The sequence below is a fragment of the Candidatus Peregrinibacteria bacterium genome (genome assembly GCA_016699755.1).
In the GTDB taxonomy this organism is placed as follows: Bacteria; Patescibacteriota; Gracilibacteria; order CAIRYL01.
In genome coordinates this window covers 987886-1007783 of the sequence record CP065009.1, presented here as the reverse complement: position 1 = coordinate 1007783, position 19898 = coordinate 987886, and the positions used below count along the sequence as shown (strand labels likewise).

General features: G+C 42.6%; 11 protein-coding genes. 4 read left to right on the top strand and 7 right to left on the bottom strand.

Annotated elements, in window-relative coordinates:
* The first annotated feature begins 53 nt into the window (after nucleotides 1-53).
* Together IPN35_04495 and ruvX are read left to right on the top strand one after the other, a co-directional pair.
* Complete coding sequence (locus IPN35_04495; GenBank protein ID QQS58835.1) at nucleotides 54-2159, top strand: DUF4012 domain-containing protein; 2106 nt, start codon at nucleotides 54-56, stop codon at nucleotides 2157-2159.
* Nucleotides 2156-2560, top strand: coding sequence for a Holliday junction resolvase RuvX (gene ruvX / locus IPN35_04490; GenBank protein ID QQS58834.1), 405 nt, complete (start codon nucleotides 2156-2158; stop codon nucleotides 2558-2560). Before IPN35_04495 ends, ruvX begins: the two co-directional genes overlap by 4 nt.
* Here the strand turns inward: ruvX and IPN35_04485 are convergent.
* Entirely contained in the window at nucleotides 2552-4081 is a 1530-nt protein-coding gene (locus IPN35_04485; protein QQS58833.1) for a flippase, read from the bottom strand. The genes ruvX and IPN35_04485 overlap by 9 nt on opposite strands.
* Nucleotides 4082-4332: 251 nt before the next feature.
* Here IPN35_04485 and gyrB point away from each other — a divergent pair, with 251 nt between their 5' ends.
* Both gyrB and IPN35_04475 read left to right on the top strand, forming a co-directional pair.
* On the top strand, nucleotides 4333-6306 hold the full coding sequence (gene gyrB / locus IPN35_04480; GenBank protein QQS58832.1) for a DNA topoisomerase (ATP-hydrolyzing) subunit B: 1974 nt from the start codon (nucleotides 4333-4335) through the stop codon (nucleotides 6304-6306).
* Between the two features lie 12 nt (nucleotides 6307-6318).
* Nucleotides 6319-6582: a hypothetical protein gene (locus IPN35_04475; protein ID QQS58831.1), complete on the top strand. Its 264-nt coding sequence runs from the start codon at nucleotides 6319-6321 to the stop codon at nucleotides 6580-6582.
* A 106-nt stretch (nucleotides 6583-6688) separates the two neighbouring features.
* Here the strand turns inward: IPN35_04475 and IPN35_04470 are convergent, their stop codons facing one another.
* From IPN35_04470 to IPN35_04445, 6 genes are read right to left on the bottom strand one after another with little or no spacing between them, the layout of a single operon-like run.
* Nucleotides 6689-7447, bottom strand: coding sequence for a hypothetical protein (locus IPN35_04470; GenBank protein QQS58830.1), 759 nt, complete (start codon nucleotides 7445-7447; stop codon nucleotides 6689-6691).
* 31 nt (nucleotides 7448-7478) lie between these two features.
* Nucleotides 7479-8612 carry a hypothetical protein gene (locus IPN35_04465; protein QQS58829.1) on the bottom strand — a complete coding sequence of 378 codons (1134 nt, stop codon included), beginning with the start codon at nucleotides 8610-8612 and terminating at the stop codon, nucleotides 7479-7481.
* Nucleotides 8609-9256 carry a hypothetical protein gene (locus tag IPN35_04460; protein QQS58828.1) on the bottom strand — a complete coding sequence of 216 codons (648 nt, stop codon included), beginning with the start codon at nucleotides 9254-9256 and terminating at the stop codon, nucleotides 8609-8611. Before IPN35_04460 ends, IPN35_04465 begins: the two co-directional genes overlap by 4 nt.
* Nucleotides 9253-15165, bottom strand: coding sequence for a DUF11 domain-containing protein (locus tag IPN35_04455; GenBank protein ID QQS58827.1), 5913 nt, complete (start codon nucleotides 15163-15165; stop codon nucleotides 9253-9255). Before IPN35_04455 ends, IPN35_04460 begins: the two co-directional genes overlap by 4 nt.
* Nucleotides 15166-15168: 3 nt before the next feature.
* Entirely contained in the window at nucleotides 15169-19224 is a 4056-nt protein-coding gene (locus IPN35_04450; GenBank protein ID QQS58826.1) for a hypothetical protein, read from the bottom strand.
* 27 nt (nucleotides 19225-19251) lie between these two features.
* Nucleotides 19252-19863: a hypothetical protein gene (locus tag IPN35_04445; protein ID QQS58825.1), complete on the bottom strand. Its 612-nt coding sequence runs from the start codon at nucleotides 19861-19863 to the stop codon at nucleotides 19252-19254.
* Between the last annotated feature and the right edge of the window lie 35 nt (nucleotides 19864-19898).

Below are 19898 nucleotides of genomic sequence, written 5' to 3'. Positions count from 1 at the left end.
GTATCGAAAAATCGAACACATTGTAGCGGAGGAAGTGTTTTCTCACCAAGGCTTTGGGAATAATCATTGCAAATCACAACAGAAAAATGGAATATCTCCCTTTTTCTGTTTCTGCTACGCTTTATTTTGTGAAATCTTCTCTTGTGCGCGATCTCCATCGGGGGAAAAAACCACCAGTTGTGCTGGCGCTTTCGCGTTCACGTATCACTCCGAGTAATACTCTTCGGCTCTCTTTTGGAATTCGTTTTTTTCCTACTCGTCAATACCTCGATTTTCCAAAACAAAAGCATGTATCTCACTCAAATCTCAAAAAAAGAAACAGGAAATCCCGTGTTCAGTGCTCACTTCTTGCTCTTGGTGTACTAGTGTGTTTTGGTGCTTTAGGAAGGGGGATGCTTGCCGTTGCAGAGCACGTTGGAAATAATGCGGAACAGGCGTCTATTTCGTTTCGAGAAGGCGCAGATCTTCTCCTTTCGCAGGAATATACAGAATCCGCACTCGCGTTTGCCGAGGCTCGCGAGACTCTTTCTGCGCTTCGCTCTCCTCTTTTTTTGGGAAATACTAATTCCTCTCTTTTTCCATCAGGAACATTTTCCGAGCTTTTTGCGCTTGCGGAAAAAGCGGCAACACTTGGCGAAGATTTTGCCAACATGGCACCAAATTTTCGAAAAATTCCTACACTTCTTTTGGGGAAAAAAGGAGACGAGGTTTTATTACAATTACAAAAAGCAGATCAAATGATGACACAATCGGAATCTTTATTTGCACAAGGATCACAAGTGCTTCAAGAAGCGCAAAAAAATCCTCTTTTGCTTCCTTGGAAAAATGAACTTTCCACACTTGCGGTGCGCTTGCCAGAAGCAAGACAATCCCTTTTAGATTTCTCTATTCTTCTTGTTGCCACGCGTGAAATTCTTGGGGAAAACATGCCGCACACAACGGCGATCTTTTTTCAAAATTCTGGAGAAATTCGCGCAACTGGAGGATTCCCTGGTTCGTTTGCACTTCTTACGGGAAACGGCGGAGCTCTTTCTGGAGTATTTTCCGATATTTATGCGTTCTCGTGGAAACTTATAGAAGTTCTTCCACCACCTCCGGGATTTGAACGTCTTACAAATCGGCTACAATTACAAGATGCAAATTACTTTTTTCATTTTCCTTTCTCTGCCAATTTGTTGCGCGAACTTCTCGAAAAGAGTGGGGGACCAACCGCAGAAACTATTGTGGTGGTGACAGATGATTTTTTTCGTGAAGTTCTTTCTGCCACAGGCGATGTTGCGCTTCCAGAAACAGGGGAAAAATTAACCGCAGAAAATGCTTCACTTCTTCTTTCGTTTTTTGTCGAAGCAAAAGCATTTGGAAAGCACACTCCCAAGGATGGCATGGCAAAACTTTTTCCAGAACTTTTGGAGCGTATTTCTGCGCTTCCTCCAGAAAAACTTCTTGCTCTTTTTCAAACAGCAATTCATCGCAAATGGATACTTGTACACTCCACAAATTCAAAAGTAGAGGAAGCGGCAAAGAAACTCGGAATATCTGGTGAAATTCCGCAAAACAATGAAGGAGATTTTCTTGCGATTGTTTCTGCAAATGTGGGCGGAAATAAATCTGACCATTTTCTTCAGGAAAGTATTTCACTGACTTCTGTTATTTCGCTTTCTGGTTCTGTACAAAATGAACTTCTTATTCATCGAAAGCATTCTTGGGGAGAAAAAGAAAATGCGTTTGTGAATGATCTTTTCGAAAAATATGGATCATTTCTCGTTGAACCTGAACTGCTTCGAAATATTCTTGGTGCTGGAGATAATTCCTCGTATACACAGGTATTTGTTCCTCTTGGGGCAAAGCTCATCGGTTCTACGGGAATTCCTCCCGAGCAAATAGAGGAAGATACTCAGGCAGGAAAGACTGTATTTGCATTTCGGTTTCCCAAGGTATCTGCCGGAAGTGAGCAAGAAGTTATTTTGCAATACCTCCTTCCAAATAAGCTCTCGTTTCCCAGTGAATTCTCACTTCAATTCCAGTTTCAACCCGGACGAGATAGTATCCTCTTTTCTCGTAATGTTTTAACGGAATCTGGAATTTTGAGCACCAAATCTCTGCCTGAAAAAATGCTTCTCACGGGAGATGCACGTTTTTCCGTTTCACTCTCACAGTGAAAATAATTGGTATTGATTATGGAGCAAAGCGCATTGGTATTGCAGTAGGAGATACAGAAATAGGAATTGCCTTTCCTCGAGAAATTCTTCCAAATGATGAACATGTTTTCGATGTACTCCAACAGATTCTCGTGCAAGAAAAAATTGTCATCATTGTTGTTGGAAATCCTATTCTTCCGAGCGGAGGAGAAACAAAAGAAACACAGGTGGCTCAGGAATTTGCAGAACAATGTAAAATACGTTTTTCACAAGTCTCCACTCTGCTTTGGGATGAGCGATATTCGAGTAGAACTGCGCAAAAATCCGCGCGCGAAATGGGGCACACGAGTAAAACATTTCGAGGAAATCTTGATGCGGCTTCCGCGGCAATTTTGTTGCAATCGTATTTGGACTCACTGTGATTTCTCTTTTCTTCCGAGCACTTCGCCGAGTACCTCTTTCGAGAGCACGCCAGTTATCCACAGGTTTCCCGCATAAAATCCGACAAATACAAGAAGCGTTCCGCCAAACGAAGGAAGCGTTCCGAGTGGCGCCAATATTGCATGAATTCCGAAGCAAAGTGCTCCCGCTCCCCCTGCGGAAGCAATGATTTTTAGAGAACGAATATCTGGTGAAAAGTGGATGTATTTTTTTGTGGCAAAGATCATGAGTGAAAGCATTATAAACTCCGAGAAAAACGATCCCCATGCTGCACCAACAAATCCATAGTTTGGAATAAGAAGAAGATCGAGAAGAATATTAAAAGATACCGTGAGAAAATTAATGCGAATAAGCTCTTTTTGTCTTCCAGAAGCGATGAGAAGAAATCCAAAAAACATTGAGAGAAAGGCAATGGAAACCATTCCTGAGAGAATACGAAGTGCAGTATCGGCTCCTGCTTGATCTGGAGTTGAGAGAAATGATGCGGAAGAAATGAGCTCTGTTGTTTCTTTGCTGAGAACAAAAAGGAGAATTCCTGCTGGAACGCCAACCGCAAGGAGAAAAGAAAAGGCGTTTCGAAGAAGACGGAGGAGTGAGTCTGAAACTTTCGTAATCCGTTCGGTAAGAGTGGGAAGTACAGAATTCATAAAATAAATGGGGATCATAAGGAGGATTTCTAAAATGCGCGCCGCTACAGCATAAGCACCGACTTCGGTATCTCCACAAAAGGATTTGTCACATATTCCGTTTTCTGATGGCGGGAGAAGAAGGGAAAGAAGAAGAATATCAAGTCGAATGTAGAGGGTGTTCAGTGCGAGTGCGATGGCAAATGGAGCCGCTTCAAGGAGGAGTTTTTTGGAGAGTGTTTTGTCAAAACGGAATCGAACAGGAAATGATGCTCTTGTCCACAGAAGTGTGAGGAGAAAAGTAAAACCAGCACCTACCGTTCCTGCCCAAATGAGCAAGAAAAAGCTCTCCTCTGTTGCTACTGGAAAAAGTGATTGTGTTATCAAAAGCACAATAGCAACCGTAAAAACCTTTCCGAGCACAAGGGCAAAGGCGGCAAACTCCATTCGCAAGCGTACTTGGAGCGCAACAGAAAGCGTTCCGGAGAGAATAACAAAAAAGGTGGAAAGCGAAGCAATAAGAATTCCCACTGGAATTACGGTGTGTTGGTATTGAGGAACAAGAAAACCTGCACCGGCGCCAAGAAGCATAGCCGTTGCCGTAAAGAGTGTACGAAGGGTAAGAGCATTGCTGAATACCGCTTCTTGATCACTTTTTTCTCGAGACATTTCTCGAACAGCAATGGTGAAAATACCAAAATCGGCAAAGGCACCAAAAAAAGCGAGAAATTCGTAAATAGTGGCATATTTTCCATAACCGGCTTGTCCCAAATACGTTGCTAAAATTTTGACAACTATAATTGCCAAAAAAGCTGTCACAAAGCGCCCGAGCACTTGTGCTATTGTGTTTCCCAAAATCTTTCGTGCCAAAGTCATGCGCCCATTGTAGAGGCGTTTTGGGGAAAAGGCTATGACGACAATGAAATCAAGTTTGGAATGAAAAAGAAAAAGAGATTATAGATTATGTCCGCAATGACACAAATGAAAAAATCCTCCTTTTATCTTTTTCTTGGGATAGAATTTGGAATACCTTGAAAATTTGATAGTTCGTGGGAAGTCCCCTGAAATCCATTCCCTTCTCCCTTATTTTCTGCCATACTCCTTGGGAAATTTCTTCTTTCGTTTTTATGAGTAATCAACAGTATTCCGCCGAGAGCATACAAGTACTTGAGGGTCTTGAGGCTGTTCGCAAGCGCCCCGGAATGTATATTGGCTCCACCGATTCTCGAGGACTTCATCATCTTCTCTGGGAAATTGTTGATAATGCCATTGACGAAGCCATGGCAGGATATTGTACAACAATCGATGTCACCCTTCTTTCTGATGGGGGGTTTCGCGTGTTCGATAATGGACGAGGAATTCCGGTTGATAAACACTCAAAAACAGGAAAATCGGCACTAGAAACAGTTATGACTATTCTCCATGCAGGAGGAAAATTTGGTGGCGGTGGATATAAGGTATCCGGCGGACTTCATGGAGTGGGGGCAAGCGTGGTAAATGCGCTTTCAGAAAGGGTTGTGGCAAAGGTCTTTCGAGACGAAAAAATCTATCAACAGGAATATTCCAAAGGAGCTGTTTTGGGAGATATTGAAGTTGTTGGAGAAGCAGAGGGGACAGGAACAGAAATAACATTTTATCCTGATCCCACTATTTTTAAAGAGACACAAGCAATGGAATGGGATGTTATTATCACACGATTGCGACAACAGGCGTATCTCACAAAAAATGTCCGCATCTCTATTGCTGATGAAACTGGAGAAATGCCACAGAAATATCGATTCTTTTTTGATGGTGGTGTAGCAAGCTATGTTCGGCATCTTTCGGAGAGCAAAGGAGCGGTTTCGGAAGTTATTTCCGTAGAGCGTGAGACAGATGTGTGTCAACTAGAAGTAGCAATGCGGTATTCCGACTCATATTCAGAAAACATTTGGTGTTTTACAAACCATATTCATAATCCCGAAGGGGGAACACATTTAACGGGGTTTCGCACTGCTCTGACACGAACCATCAACCAATATGCGCGCGATAAACAGATTCTCAAGGAAAAGGAGGAAAATCTTACTGCGGAAGATGTTCGAGAGGGACTTACTGCGGTTATTTCTATTAAGGTTGCCGAGCCTCAATTTGAAGGGCAAACGAAAGGAAAGCTTGGGAATTCGGAGGTGCGCCCAGCGGTAGAAGCCGCATTTGCAGAAGCATTTTCAGAATATCTTGAAGAAAATCCAGCGGATGCCAAAAATGTTATTGCAAAGTGTTTATTGGCGGCACGCGCCCGAAAAGCCGCACGAGCCGCACGAGATACTGTCATTCGAAAAGGAGCACTTGAGGGGATGACACTTCCTGGAAAACTGGCAGATTGCTCCAGCCGAAATTCGGAAGAAACCGAACTCTACATTGTGGAGGGAGATTCTGCTGGTGGTTCCGCGAAACAAGGGCGAAATAGAGAACTTCAGGCGATTTTGCCACTGAAGGGAAAAATTTTAAATGTAGAACAGGCACGACTCGATAAAATGCTCGCAAATAATGAAGTAAAAGCGCTTATTGTTGCCTTGGGAACAGGAATTGGAGAGATATTTGAAATCGAAAAACTTCGATATGGAAAGATTATTATCATGACGGACGCGGACGTAGATGGCTCGCATATTCGCACGCTTCTCTTGACACTCTTTTTCCGTTATTTTCGAGATATTATTGAAACCGGACATCTCTACATTGCCTGTCCACCACTCTATAAAATTGCCAAGGGGAAAAATATTCGATACGCGTTTAACGATGAAGAAAAAATCACTGCTCTTTCAGAGTTTGGCATTGCAGAAGTAAAAGAAGAGTCACCGGAAGAGTCTGAAGGAGAAGGAGAGGTGGAAGAAGTAAAACGCGTTGGGGGAGTTTCGATTCAACGGTATAAAGGTCTGGGAGAAATGAACCCCGATCAGCTTTGGGAAACTACCATGGATCCCAGTAGCCGACTCATGATGAAGGTTGCTGTAGACGATGCAGAAAAAGCGGATATGATTTTTACGACACTCATGGGAAGCGAAGTGTTTCCTCGACGAAAGTTTATTCAGACCCACGCAAAGTCGGTGAAGAATTTGGATATTTGATTTTTCGGTATCATGATCAAAAGCAAGCTCAAAATAATAGTCGTGGCATCTGGATGTATTGCCGCTATATCCTTTGCTCTTGCAGGAGTAATTGGTGCTGATATGCTTCCGTATCAAGATCCGCCTTCAGAATTACTCGAAAAATATGATGCGTATAAAAAGACCTATTCTCCCATTTGGGATGTGTTAATTACTATTTCCCTGGTTTCAGCAATCATATTTTTAGTGGGCATTCTCAAAATATTTATGAGATTTATCAGGGGCACGTCTTCGTAGGGAGTTTTTGCAAAATTCTGGAATAACTAAAACCTCCTCCCCACTCCGTTTCTGGTGGGAAGGAGGTAAAACCAATGAACAACTAATGCAAAGCTCCAAAGTTCTTTTAGGAGAATTTCTTTTGAAGACGAAATCCAAAGGCAGCAAGTGTAGAGAAGACGAGAAGCGGAATGAGAGGAGTTCCTGTTTTTGGAGCAACGGGCGCGGCACCATGAAGATCTGTGGTAGTTCCGAAATCGATAACACCATTTTCTTGCGTGTTAGCGGCGACTTCAATGGGGAAATCAACTTTTTCGGTAAGAACGGGTACTCCCTCCTCTGGATTCTCGGTGATAATTTCCGATGATCCCTCGTTGTTTTCAAGTACGATTTCAAATTCTCCTGATGGATCTTCCTCTGAAGCAGTCTCTTCTATGAGCTCAGAAAAAGGATTTTCTTCTGTTTCTCCGGAGGAATCTCCTGCTCCTATTTCTCCTATTGGAGCTTCTTCTGTGGTAGGTTCGGTTTCATCTGAGAAATCAGGATTCACATCTACTTCTAGTGCGCCACCAAACCCTCCTTGTGCATCTGCGAGCATTTCTTCTCCAGGAAGAAATACTTCTTCTGTATTTGCCAGCGGTTCTCCATCTTTTTCTTCAATCCCTTGAGGAGTAAGAAAAGCGGAATATTGAGGTGCTTCGCTGTCTCGAAAGAGAAACGGAGCGGCACCAACAAGCATAAGAAATACTCCCGTGCTTGCAAAGGCGACGGAAATTCGCCGGTTTCGAGAGGTATTATCTCTCTTTGATGGTGGTGGCGTTCCTTCAGTTGGGGGAAGGGCCGTGTTCCCTGAATCATCCGAAACGGTTGTCCATTGGTTTTTCATGTGTGTGTAAAAAAATGAAAAATATGAAAAATTAGAAACGTATTTTACGAAGTGAGAAGCCAAGGAATGCGATTCCTGCGCTTATTACGAGAAAGAAAAGTATATGCTCTGGACCGGAATCGGTTGTTTTTTCCGGCGAAGCATTCTCTTTCTTTTCGTCTTTCGTGGTGTCACTTTCCATCGTGTTATCTTTGTTTTGCGTTTCCATCTCTTTTTCTCGAGGATCACCTTCAAATGGATCACTTTCGGTGCCAGGTTGTCCAACAATTACTGAAACAAAATCTGATGCCTCACTTTCTAAGTTGTCCTTTTCATAAGCAGTGATTTGAAAATAATATTTGTCTCCTCTGTCCAAGCTTCCTCCCGGAAATTCTACAAAATTTCGGTATCCAACATTTTTTCGGCGAATGAGGAGCGATGCGTCTTTTCCGTAGTAAAGGTAGTATCCCGCAACAGGAAGATCTTTTTCGATTGGCCACACAAGAGTAACTGTCCCGTCATCATTTGTTCGAAGGACGAGTCCTACTGGTTTTGCGAGATCACTGCTGTGAGGGAGTTTTTCATTATTATTCTCAGAGGAGGCTCCTCCGTCAGTACTGAGAAGAAGGGACATGGGAGTTGCGGGGAGCCTATTTACTACTGCTAAACCACTGCTTTGGTAAATACCAGTATCTCCGAGTTCGTTCTGTTGTACATTAAGATATTCAAGAGTGGCAGTTTTTTTAAGGAGTTTCATTTTCAGGGAGGCAAAGTATATTTTTTTTGCCGTGGAGCTGAGTCCCGCCATTCCAATGGTGATGGTTCCTTCTTGGTCGTCTATTTTTTGTGCGTTTGGTTCGGGAAGTGAAAAATCGGAATATGTTCCAGAAGCAGTGAGAATTTCTTCTACTAGAAGGGCTTCTGGGTCGTAGGTAATCTTTGCTCGTGCGGAATTGACTTGTTCGCCTTGAGGATTGTCAATCACGATGTCGAGTGTAAAACTCTTTGAGAGTTCGCTATTTTCCAGTGAAAGTGTTTTCTCTTTTTCTGGAATTTTTGCATTGCAATTGAGATCTTCTTTTTCACAATGCCACTCAAAGATGAAATCGAGATGGTCATCTGCGGCGTGTGAGAGACCTGAAAAAAAGAAAAGCCCGAGGAAAAATGAAAAGGCGATTTTCTTCATGGGAGAGGAGAAAGGAAGAGTGAAGGGATGGCTGGCGGAAGAAGGATGTCACGAAATGTTCCTTCAGGAGTTTTTTCGAGAACTACTGTTTTTCCTGCCGTGCCAAATCCATAAAAATCGAGGGCGGTGGCGGTATTCGTTTTTCGTTTCAGAAGAATGTGTGCAACGAGAAGTCCTTCATCGTTCACCGCTTTTCCATCTTCTGTAGAAACTCCAATGCGGATAAGTTCCGATTCTTCATCTGGTCCGACTTCTCCAGGGGCGAGCACTGAAAATCGGCTCTCTTCGGGAAAGAGAATATCTTCCACATGAAGCACTGACGCGTCAAAGGCAATCCATGCTCGTACCGAGGCGATCGATTGTTTTCTTGGGTTATCGAGCCAGAGTTCGACGGTAATATCGTCACCATTCTCTTCTGTTTTTCGAAGAGAAAACGTAGCGGTTTTTGCTTTTTTCATATCCTCTCGTTTTTTGCGAGATTCTTCAATTTGTTCGAGAAGTCTTTGTTCTTCTGGCGTTGAGGAGGTATCTTGCGCTTCTTTTTCGGGAAGATGATCGGGCTCAACATAGTTGCTCCGAAAAAGGCAGGCAGAAAAAAAGAATGCAAGAAACACGATGCCGAAAAATCGAAGTGATATTTTCATGAGACGCAGAAAAGAACAGAAGATGGGAAGTATCCCAAAGAAGCATCATTATTTTGAGAAGCATCTTCACTTCCAGCTTCTTCTTTAGGAATGGGCGGTGGCGTAGATTTCTCTTCTTCTTTTCCGTACTGTTCTGCAAAAAGTGTGAAGTCTAGAAAATCCACTCTTCCGTCGCGATTCATGTCAGTTTCTGGAAGATCTTTTCCGTTTGTGTTGTATACGTCCGAAAAAATAGTGAAGTCGAAGAAATCTACCCGTCCATCATTATTAAAATCTGCACTGAGAAGAGAATGATAGATGAGAACTGTGGCACTTCTTGCACTTGTTGTTACTTCTTCTGTGCCTTCGTCATTTTTTTGAGAAGCGCTGACAGATACGGTGTTAATGGCAGTTCCCTCTGCAAGAGCAGTAAAATCACTCGTAATAGTGTAACTACTTCCTGGAGCAAAGTAGGGGATGAGACAGAGAATTTTTGAGGCGTCATATTGACAAGGAATTCCACTGGAGGAGGAAACTTTTTTCAAACCAAGAAGTGTTTCAGGGAATGTGTCGGTTACGACAACATCCGAAAGAATATTTCCGCCCGTTCGATTTGTAATGGTAATGGTGTAGGTAATATCTTCTCCCGATTCTGCCTCTTCTCGGTTTGAGGTTTTTTGAAGAGAAAATGGGCTTCCTGGGTCAACAACGGTAAAGCCGACGCTTGCGGTTCCAAGAGTAGCTTCTCCAGAAACTGCGGTGGCAGTGCTCGAGAAAACTCCTGAAGATATCGATCGAAAGACAAGACGAAATTGGTACTCAGAAGATGGAGGAAGCGATTCAATGTTGCAGGTCACTTTTTTCCCATCGTCTCCGCACGAAACTCCTCCTGAAGACGTTGCTCCAGTAAATGAGAGAGCAGAAGATGGATATGTAAGAGAGAGAGCTACATTATTTTGCTCTTGTGCATCTTCGGAATTTGAAACCCGAAGCATGAGCACAACATCCTCTCCTTTTTCTATAATTCCTTCCGGCTTTTCTGTGGTGTATTTTATGAGAAAATCGTTTCGTTGTGCTTCATTGTATGCGGAAAATACGGCGACATCTCCTCCCTTTCGAAAATTTCCTCCAGCAAAATCGAGCAGATTTTCTGCTTTGACAACGTACGTTTTTCCGACTTCTTGAAGACCGGTTGAGAGAATGATTGTTCTGGCATTTTCTCCAAGTTGTGCTCCGCGAACAGGAAGTCCTTCTTTGTCATTATCCATAAGAATTCGGAAATTGCTTCCGTCTGCATTGAGTGTGGAGAAACGAATGTCTTTTCGAAGAACAATCTCAACGGCATTGGGGGCAATTGCTTTTGCGTACGATATTTCAAAGAGTTTCTTTGCTTCATTTTCTTCATCGTATCCCAAGAAATCTGCTTGATTATCAGTCGGTTGCATGTCGCGGAGACCCAATGTTTCTGCATTGGTTATGAGTGTGAGGCGATCTCCAGCATTCATGGCATTTGTTTCTAATGTTACGGTTTGTCGATCTGATGAAATATGAACATTTTGAACAGGAAGCGATTCAGAAGTGTTATCCGAAAAAACAATGCGAAATGCCTCTCGTCGTATTCGCTTAGGATCAAGCGCAGAAGAGAAATATGCTTGAACCTCCTTTCTTCCGGTGGCAACTGCAGAAACGAGATTAGGAAGATCTCTATCAGAAAGAGGCAGAATGCCGTCATTTACGAAAACGGGAACTTCTGCTTCTGTTCGACGTCCATCTGTATCGGTGGCAACAACGGAAATAAAGTAAGGATTTTGGCTTGCCGCCACTTTTTCTCGAACAATAAGATTCGGAAGATAATACCATTGTCCGCGTGCTCCTTCTGTGACAGAAGGGACGAGACAGACAAAGGTATCGGTGGAAACACATGCTCCTTCTTCTGTATTTTGTTCGGAATTTTCTTCTGGTTGAACATATTGAAGAACTGTTCCTAAGTTTGCGGTAAGGTGGGCGATAGGAGCATCTCCTTCTTCTACAAACATATAGAGTGTCCCCTGTTCTTTTTGATTATTTCGGAATGATCTCGGGTTTGTATAAGAAAGATCTGTATCAAGAATAGGTCCATCACCAGATTCTTCGGGCGTGGTGACGAGCATGCGTACATCAGCTTTTCCCTGATTCCCTTCAGTATCCGTAGCAACGACTGTAAGATTTCGAAATCCAGGAATAACCGATCGAGGAATCGTCAATTCTTCCGTGGCGTACCATGCACCAGGTCCTTCGGTTTGCCCCTTTACAAGTTCGGCGGCGGGTAAACCAATATCTCCAAGTCCAACACTTACCGAAACAATATCATCCGCACCATTCGGATCAACTGCTTTTGCAAAAATACGGAAAGTGGTTTTGTCATCATTCGAAATGGTTGCTTTCGGGGAAATGTAGACATCATCCTTATCGATTTCTGGAGAACCGACAGTGTCACGCGTAATATGCATTTGAATACTTCCCTTTATCTCTTCTCCTTCTCGGTCAAGAACAGTAAGAGGAAGATTGTACGTCCCCTCTGGAACCCATGAGGGAATCTTTTTAGGTGGACTCGTAAACCACGACCGCTTTCCATAGACCGTTTCCGCATTTGCTCTTGGAAAAAAGAGATCCAAAAGTATGTCTCGTTTTGGAGAAAAACGAAGCCATTTCGGCACAAACGATGTACTTTCGAGCACACAATCGCGTTCTGCATCTGGTTTTGCTCCTGTTTCTCGGCATTCCAGACCAGGTTTGAGTTCAACCGAACGTCTCTGAAGATCATCATCACCACATCCTCCCCATTCTCCGACAATGTAATCAGATCGTACACAGTTTCGATCTTCTTCTACCTCAGGAACAACAGGAAGAACAATGATCCCGAGTCCAATTTTTGAGGCATCAAGTACGACTCGTGTTACATCTCCTCCTCCATCTTCATCAAAGATCTCTGTTTGAAATGTGACTTCTGTCGCACTTCCTGGTGCCACTCGATCTGGAGTAGCAGTTGCAGACACAATTTCTGGTGGAATACCACTATCCATATCGCGACTCACCATGAGCGAAACAGTTCCAAATCCTTTTTGTCCGCTTTTATTCTGCACGGTTACCGGAATCTCTGTTATTTCTGTTGACGTGGGAACGTTGCTAGGAATGCTTATTTCTAGGGAATACCATGCTTTGTCATCCACAAAATCGATGCGTGAAAATTCTTTTACTGCTGGTCCACCAACAATACGAAGATCTGCGGTAACTTTATCAATATCCGAAACTCCTCGAGGATCCTCTATCCGTACCCAAAGGGTTGTGGTAATAACCCCATCATTTGGCACTCGGAAAGGATTGGCATACGATTCTTCCGAGAGAATTTTTGGGGAAAAACGTTCTTCAATTTGTGGATCTACCACAAGAAGGGCATTTGGGAGACGACTTTCTGTTCCATCTGGAGCAACAACAATGATATCATAAACGTTTAGCGGAATATCATTGGGAAGTGTTACAAGTGCCTCTTCATCATTTTTTCGCTGAACGGAGAATGTTCTATTTCCGAGGCGAACAGACATTCCTTCGGGGAAATGTATTCCTGAGAGTGTTATTTCTGTTGCTGTTCCTACAGCAATACTATTTGGCGTCACTCCCGTTATTCGCATGCGTTGCTCTGAATATCCCAAAAATCCACTGCTGTTTGGAACGCCGAGTATTTCTGAAACACTGCTTACAACTCGTGTTCGATCACTAAAGAGAAGATAGTAGAGTGCATTTGGTGATTGTGCATCAGTGGTAAACGTAACAGTATTTCCCTCTTTTTTTGCGGAAAGAATTCGAAGTGGTTCTTCTGCACCAAGTGCGTTTATAGTCCATATTTCAGAAAAAAGTGGAGCAATATCAAATTCTCCCAAGTCTTCTGAAAAACTTACCCGAACTGAATCTTTTCCAAGAGATTCGATACTTTCAATCGCAAAATCCCAAGGAGTGTAGGAGCTTCCCTGTCCCAAAAAGGATCCAATGTTTCCAATCATTCCTATAATTGGTTGATCAGAAGTATTCCCTTTGAGTTTCCCTGGATCAATTTCGAGTCGATATTGTCGTCCAGCGAGTGTTCGAACGCCATTCAGAGTCACCGTCAAACGATCTGCCGAAATTGAGAGATAGCTTCCTCCTGTGATGAGATTTTCAGTTTTTCCTTCTTCTCGAATAGAGAATGCATTTTCTGTTAGTGAACTTGCGAGAAGAGGTTTATCAAACGTGATATGTACGAGATCTGATTTTTCCGCAGAAACAGATGTGACTGTTGGCGCAAAAGAAGAGAGTCCATACGGCAATAATGGAGCAACATTTCGAGAGAGAAGCTCACCATTTTGTGAGATCAAATCGTGAAGAGTGCTTTTGTTTTGTATCGAGAGCCATGTGCTTCCAGTAAGAACCGATTGGTCAGAGGTGGTTACGATTATTTTTCGTGCATTTGCTCCTGAAGTGGCATTGGTTATAGAGAGTCCTTCGAGAGCAAAATCCTCCAATTCGAGAGATGCCATATTGACATCTTTGGAAAAGGTGATTTGAAGTGATGTGTTTGAAAGTGCTGTTACTGATTCGATAAAAAACGCGCTCAAAGGACTTTGCGTTGGAAATCCAAGGAAGAATCCAAAATTTTGTGTTTTTGAAATGAGACCAGAGCGATTTCCCGAAACCGTTTCGGCAATATCAACGCGATACCGTTTTTCGGGAAGCATTGTCGTGAGGTTTCGTATCGTGACAAATTTTCCGTTTTTTTCGAAAGTGGTATTTACATTTTTGAGCTTTGGGGAGAATGAGAAATCATTGAGTGTTGCTACAGAAATATCATCATTAAAGAGAATACGAACGCTTGTAGAAGAGAGTGGAGTTACATTTCGAACGCCCATTTCTCCTGTTTCACTCGTGAGAACCGATCCCTCTCGAACACTTCTTTTTTCCTCTTTGAGTGTTGTGGGCGAAACAATAGTCATTTTTGGAATACTCATGGGAAGCGTTTTTCCGAGCGTGACCTTCTCTGAAAGAGAAAAGCGGAGAAAAAGTGTCGTTTCTCCATCAGAAAGAGTGGCTCCTTTTAGATCTCCAGTTGCCCCTAAAATGGCAATATGATTCGGAACACTCGTGTCTGTTAAGAATTCAAATCCTGCTTGTGCAAGGGCACTTCCTTCAGTTTCTACTCCCAAAAATGTCATATCTTCGGCAGGGAATGTGACATCAAAAAGCAGTCCAGCAATGGGTTCTGTTTTGCTTGCAATGAGAGGAATAAGACGTTCTGTTCCTGGTTTTGCGAGTGTATTTTTTGGAATAAAGAACGTGTCTTGTGAAGGCGAAGTGGTATTGGGGCTTTCACCGGAAGTAATGAGAAGCCGTCCCCCTTGAGTATTAGGAAGTCCCGCGGATTTAAGAATATTTGAATCGTATGCAACAGCGGTATTAGAGAAGGTGACGAGTGTTTCTTTTCCAACCTTTGCGCTCGAACGAACACGGAAAAGGAGCCAGATAAGATCATCTCCTGGTTTGACAACAACTCCTCCTTGAGAGCCGGTAAAAATGGAAATGTTCGCTGTGTTTTCTAATGGATTATGATTGACGGTGTATTCAAAATTGTCTCCCGAAAACACGCTGTGCTCTATATCTGCTCCGAGAAATTCGAGAAAACTTTCATCCCACGAAACCGTGAAAGAAAATCCAAGCATATCGCCTCTGGCAATTGATGGAAACGCCTCCCCAACTCGTACGGGAAAACTTCCATTTTGCCCAGGAGCACCTTCCGACCATTCTGGTAGATAGACTTGCATGCCGCTCACAGTATCTGAATGAGAGTAGTGTTCCGCGAAAGCATGCTGAGCCCCCGTGATACTCAACAAGAAAGTGCCGATAAGAAATATTTTTTTCAGCATCTATTAAAAAACGGAAGAAAGGAGCGGACGAAATACTTCCGTATAATCTCGAAGAGAAAGTGTTTTCGACCGATCTGCGTCAAGTGCAGAAACCTGAAGAGCACTTGGGGATGCATTATTTTCGAGAAAACGAAGCATAAGAACAGCATCTCCAACACTTACTTTTCCATCGAGATTGGCATCTCCTGCTGTTGGTGTTCCGAGAAAGATTGATAAAATGCCCATTGTTATGTCATCTCCTGCTTCTCCATTTTTATTGGAGACCGTAAGTAGAAGTGTGTGCGGTCCATCTTGAATATCTTCAAGAATGGGAATTTGAAATGGGATTTTTAGGAGGACTGTTTTTTCATCCGTAATATCGATAATATTTTTTTCTGGAACGAGATCAATAGAAAAGCGTTGTGCTGAAGCAGGAATATCTTTGACATCGGTATATTTTCCGCGGATAAAATCGAGTTCAATATCACCTACTTCTGCAAATGTTCCAAAGTGTCGAAGACGAGCAAAGAGCGTGTCACTTGTTCCTTGCGCCAACCCTTCATTTCCAGTGAGGTGGAGTGAATCAATGTAGGGAGCTGCATCTCCTACAGAAATAGCAATGTCATCAGAAAGAACAGATTCTGTTTGTTGGGTGAGGCCATTTACCCCAGGGAATGCCATATATTGTGTTTTTTTAGCATGAATGAGATATGAACCTTTTTCTGTAATACTCAGTACTCCTCCAACTATTGATCCCCAACTTCCCGAAGAACTCCACGTCACTCCATCAGTGCTTGCTTCCCATAAAAGCTCTCCTGCAACTCCTGTGCGAACCGTTTCATCTTCTCGCGTTTCATTTGCAGAAAAGAGAACTGATTCTGAAAGAGGAATACGGATTGATCCAGGAAGAGAAGTTCCATCTTCATTCATAAGCGTGATGGTATTTATGGAAGGTGGCAAAATAGAAACCACAATGGGAACCTCATCGTTTTTCCCTTCTCCTTCTTCTACAAGACGAATAGTCGCTTCCCCTTCCTGATGTGATGACTGAAAAATAATCGAGTGCATTTTGGAGCAAAGAAAACCACCTGAAACCTCTGTACAAGGAAGTCCTGTTTCTGCATTCAATAAAGTGCCAAAGGTTTTGTCTTTCAAAGACCAATTGTAGAGTACAGATGCTCTTGGTCCAAAAAAGACAAGACGATCATATTTTCCAACAGCTTTTCTGCCAGCGGGTTCATCTCCTGTGATAACGACAGTGTTATAGGAAATAGTGTCAGGATCACCGCCTGTTGTACGCGCAGGGTAAAAATTTATTTTTCCGGGTTCTATTTTAAGAGAAGAAGAAACCGTTTGGTCGTACTGATGTGATCCGTTAGAAATCGACAAAATATTTTCGGCAATACCAGGAGCAATTGCTCGGTACTTTGCAATAAGAGTATATGGCTCTTTTTCGGGAGAAAAATCTTGAATGTTGCACTGAATATCTTTCGCTCCGGCATCGCAGAGAAGACCTTCTGACGTCGATATATCGAGGAGTTCAAGATATTCTTCGGGAAAATCATCCAAAACATTTGCATCTTCCACTATTTGCGCATCTGTTCGGTTTCGAATGGAAACGGTGTAGGTTACTTCTTCTCCTACTTGGACAGTCGTTTTGTTTGGAGATTTTGTTACGAGAAAGATATTTCCCGGATTGTTAATGTAAACATTGCTACTTGTCTCGCGGAAGGATCCTCCCTGATCAACTACTGTTGCGGTATTTGTGGCAGTTCCTTCTTCTATGGCTTTAAAGTGAGAAGTAATGGTGTACACGTCTCCGGGGGCAGACTCGGGAATGCGACAATTAATTTCTTTGGCATCATTGACACATGTAATACCGCTTGCATCAACGGAAAGAATTTGAAGCTTATCTTCGGGAAAATCATCTAAAATATTAACTTCCTGAAGAGTGAGTGCACGCGTTCTGTTGGTAACGACAAGCGTAAAAGAAACTTCTTCATTTAGTTCAAGAACCGTTTTGTTTGGAGATTTGGTAATGACAAAAGGAGCACCAGGAGCACGAATAAGAATACGTATTTTAGAAGATTCCAAAATATTTTGAAGTTCTTGTGTCGCCTCTACATTGAGAATTGATTCTCCTACCTCTTGTGATGAAAAGTGGAGAGAAAACGAACGTGATTCATGAGGAAGGAGCTTGTCTATAGAACAAGAAAATTCCGAGATATTAGTGTTTCGGCAGGTAAGTCCATTTTGTGAGGGGAGGCTTTCTGGGATAATCTCAAGTGGTGTTCCCGAAAATGATCCATGAATAACGATATTATTGAGAGAATTTTGATCATCTTGATTTTCAGCTTCAAAAAAGATTTCCACTTCTTCTCCAAGTTCAAATTGTGAACCGGAGGCATGTGTGCGTAGAAAGAGTGGAGACGAAGAATCAACAATTCGAACATCAGAAGAAAGGTCTGCCGTATATTCACGAGATCCGTTTTGGACATGAACGGTGTTTGTTGCTGTTCCAGTAGAGAGAGTGTGAAAAGATACTCGATACTGAACCGTTTCTTGTGGGTCAAGTTGAGAAATATCACACAAAATACGATTTGCGTCCGAAGAACATGTTATTCCAGGGGAAAGCGGAGTGAGCTCTTCAAGAGAAAGGTTCGATAAGGAATAAGTATCTTCAATGGAAATATTCTGAAGCAAAATAGCACTGCTCCTATTAGTAATTTCCACAAAAAAAGATGATGAGTTCCCTTTTTCCACAGTGTTTTCTTCTGGAAAATTTTGAAGACCAATCAGTGCTCCCGAGTCGAGAATTTGAACCATAGCGCTCTCTGTCCATGTTTTTCTATTTGCATCAGTGACAGTCGCCATATTAACCACTGTTCCAGGGCGAATCGCTTGGAATCTAGCATTGAGAGACACCGATTCTCCAGAAGGAATATTGCCCGATTGACATCGTATTTCAGAGGCATCTTGTTGACAGAAAAGACCAGTGGAGGGAGAAATGCTTACAAGCCGAAGCCAGTTTTCTGGATAGTCATCCGTAAGTTCTATACGAGATGATGGAGTGGTGAAGTTCTGATTTGTTGCGGAAACCGAAAATTCTACAATATCGCCAATATTCACATTGGGACTTCCAATAATGTTTTTGGTGAGGAGAATTCCTGCATTTTTTTGTCCGATGGCAATAGAAATATTCCGAGTAACATCTTCTTGTCCTAGGCGAGAAGCAACAAGCGTGTTCGTTGCAAGCCCTTCATTTTTTGCTCGAAATTGTGCGGTAAAAGAGAGTCTCTTTCCGGGGGTAAGTGTGGCTGCCTGACACGAAATGCTATTTGCACCATTTTGACAAGTGAGTCCCGCTCCTGAGCTGACGCTGAGAATTTCTATTTTGTCATTCGGAAAAGTATCTTCAAGCGAAATATCACTTATGCTTGTTGTTGTATTTTGATTAAGAATACTTCCGGTAATGGAAAATTCATCTCCAACAGAAACATTGGCACTTCCATCAATACTTTGTGTCACAAGAAGTCCCGATCCCGATCCAATAATATGAGTTCCTGATTTTGATGTTTGTATTCCTTCTGCTGTCTGAAGCGAAGCGTTTACTGTGGCAGATCCTTGTGCATTTGCGTAGTACTGAATTTGGAATTCGTATCGTTCTCCGGGGGTCAAATCATCTGCGGTACACGTTACGTTATCCTCTTGCGAACTACAGGAAATATCTCCTGAAACGACAGCTCCTCCAAAAGAGAGAAGATTTTGTGGAAAGGTTTCTGTATAGACGATATTTGTCATTGTGGCAGAAGCCGCAAGACTTTCGAGAGTAACGTTAACGTGAAGGACGTTTCCTGTTGAAATTTGTGTTTCGACGGGAATCCTCATGAGGGAAATAAGGCTTTCTCCAGTGGTTGTATCAAGAAGAATTTCCTGAATGGTTTGGTCTCCTGTTGTCGTATCGGTAACAGTAACGGTATTCCCAATCTGTCCAGCAAATGCCACTCCTGCGGTGGCAAGAAGAATGAGGCATAAGATGCCAAAGGGAATTGAAAGAATGTATTTTTGTAGGATTTTCATGTTTTTGGGTTTGTTTGTGGGGTGTTTTTAGAAAGAGAGCGTTTGTTCTGGAGTGCGGTGAAGCGTTCCGTTTGTTTGAAAGAAGAGTCCGGAAAAACCAATTTTTTCTGGTATTTTCCCTGAATATTCAAGCGTAAAAATGGGATCTGAAGAAGAAATCACTGGGACGTATGAATCTCCGCTACTTGAAAAAGGATAAAAATGAAGCGTGGGAGTAGAAGTCGAAAGTTTATCGAGCTGAACAGTATAGCCGATTGGCGTATCAACCGTCGTGAGTTTTACTCCTTCAGGAAGACTCATGGAGAGTGTAATGGTGTCGAGTCCATCTGTCTCGGCAACATTCTCAAGAAATACAGGGAGACGAAAACCATTTGCGATTTGCTCTTCTTTTTCCGAATGAAGGATAAGTACACCGGGAAATGAATCCGATTGTAAACGGACGGTAGCAGGTGAGGATGACTCACTTTTCTCTGGTGCTTTGACAGGAGTTTTTGTTGTGCTGAGAGATACTTTTCCATTTTCCGAAGGATTGGAAGGGGCTTCACATCCCGAGAAGAAGACGGTGAGCAAGCAGAGGATGCCGATGGAAAAAAGCTGTTTCACGACAGGTTTTAAGAAAAGGTGGTGTTCTTTTTTCATAGGAGTATATCACTTCTTCTTTCCGCGGAGCAATT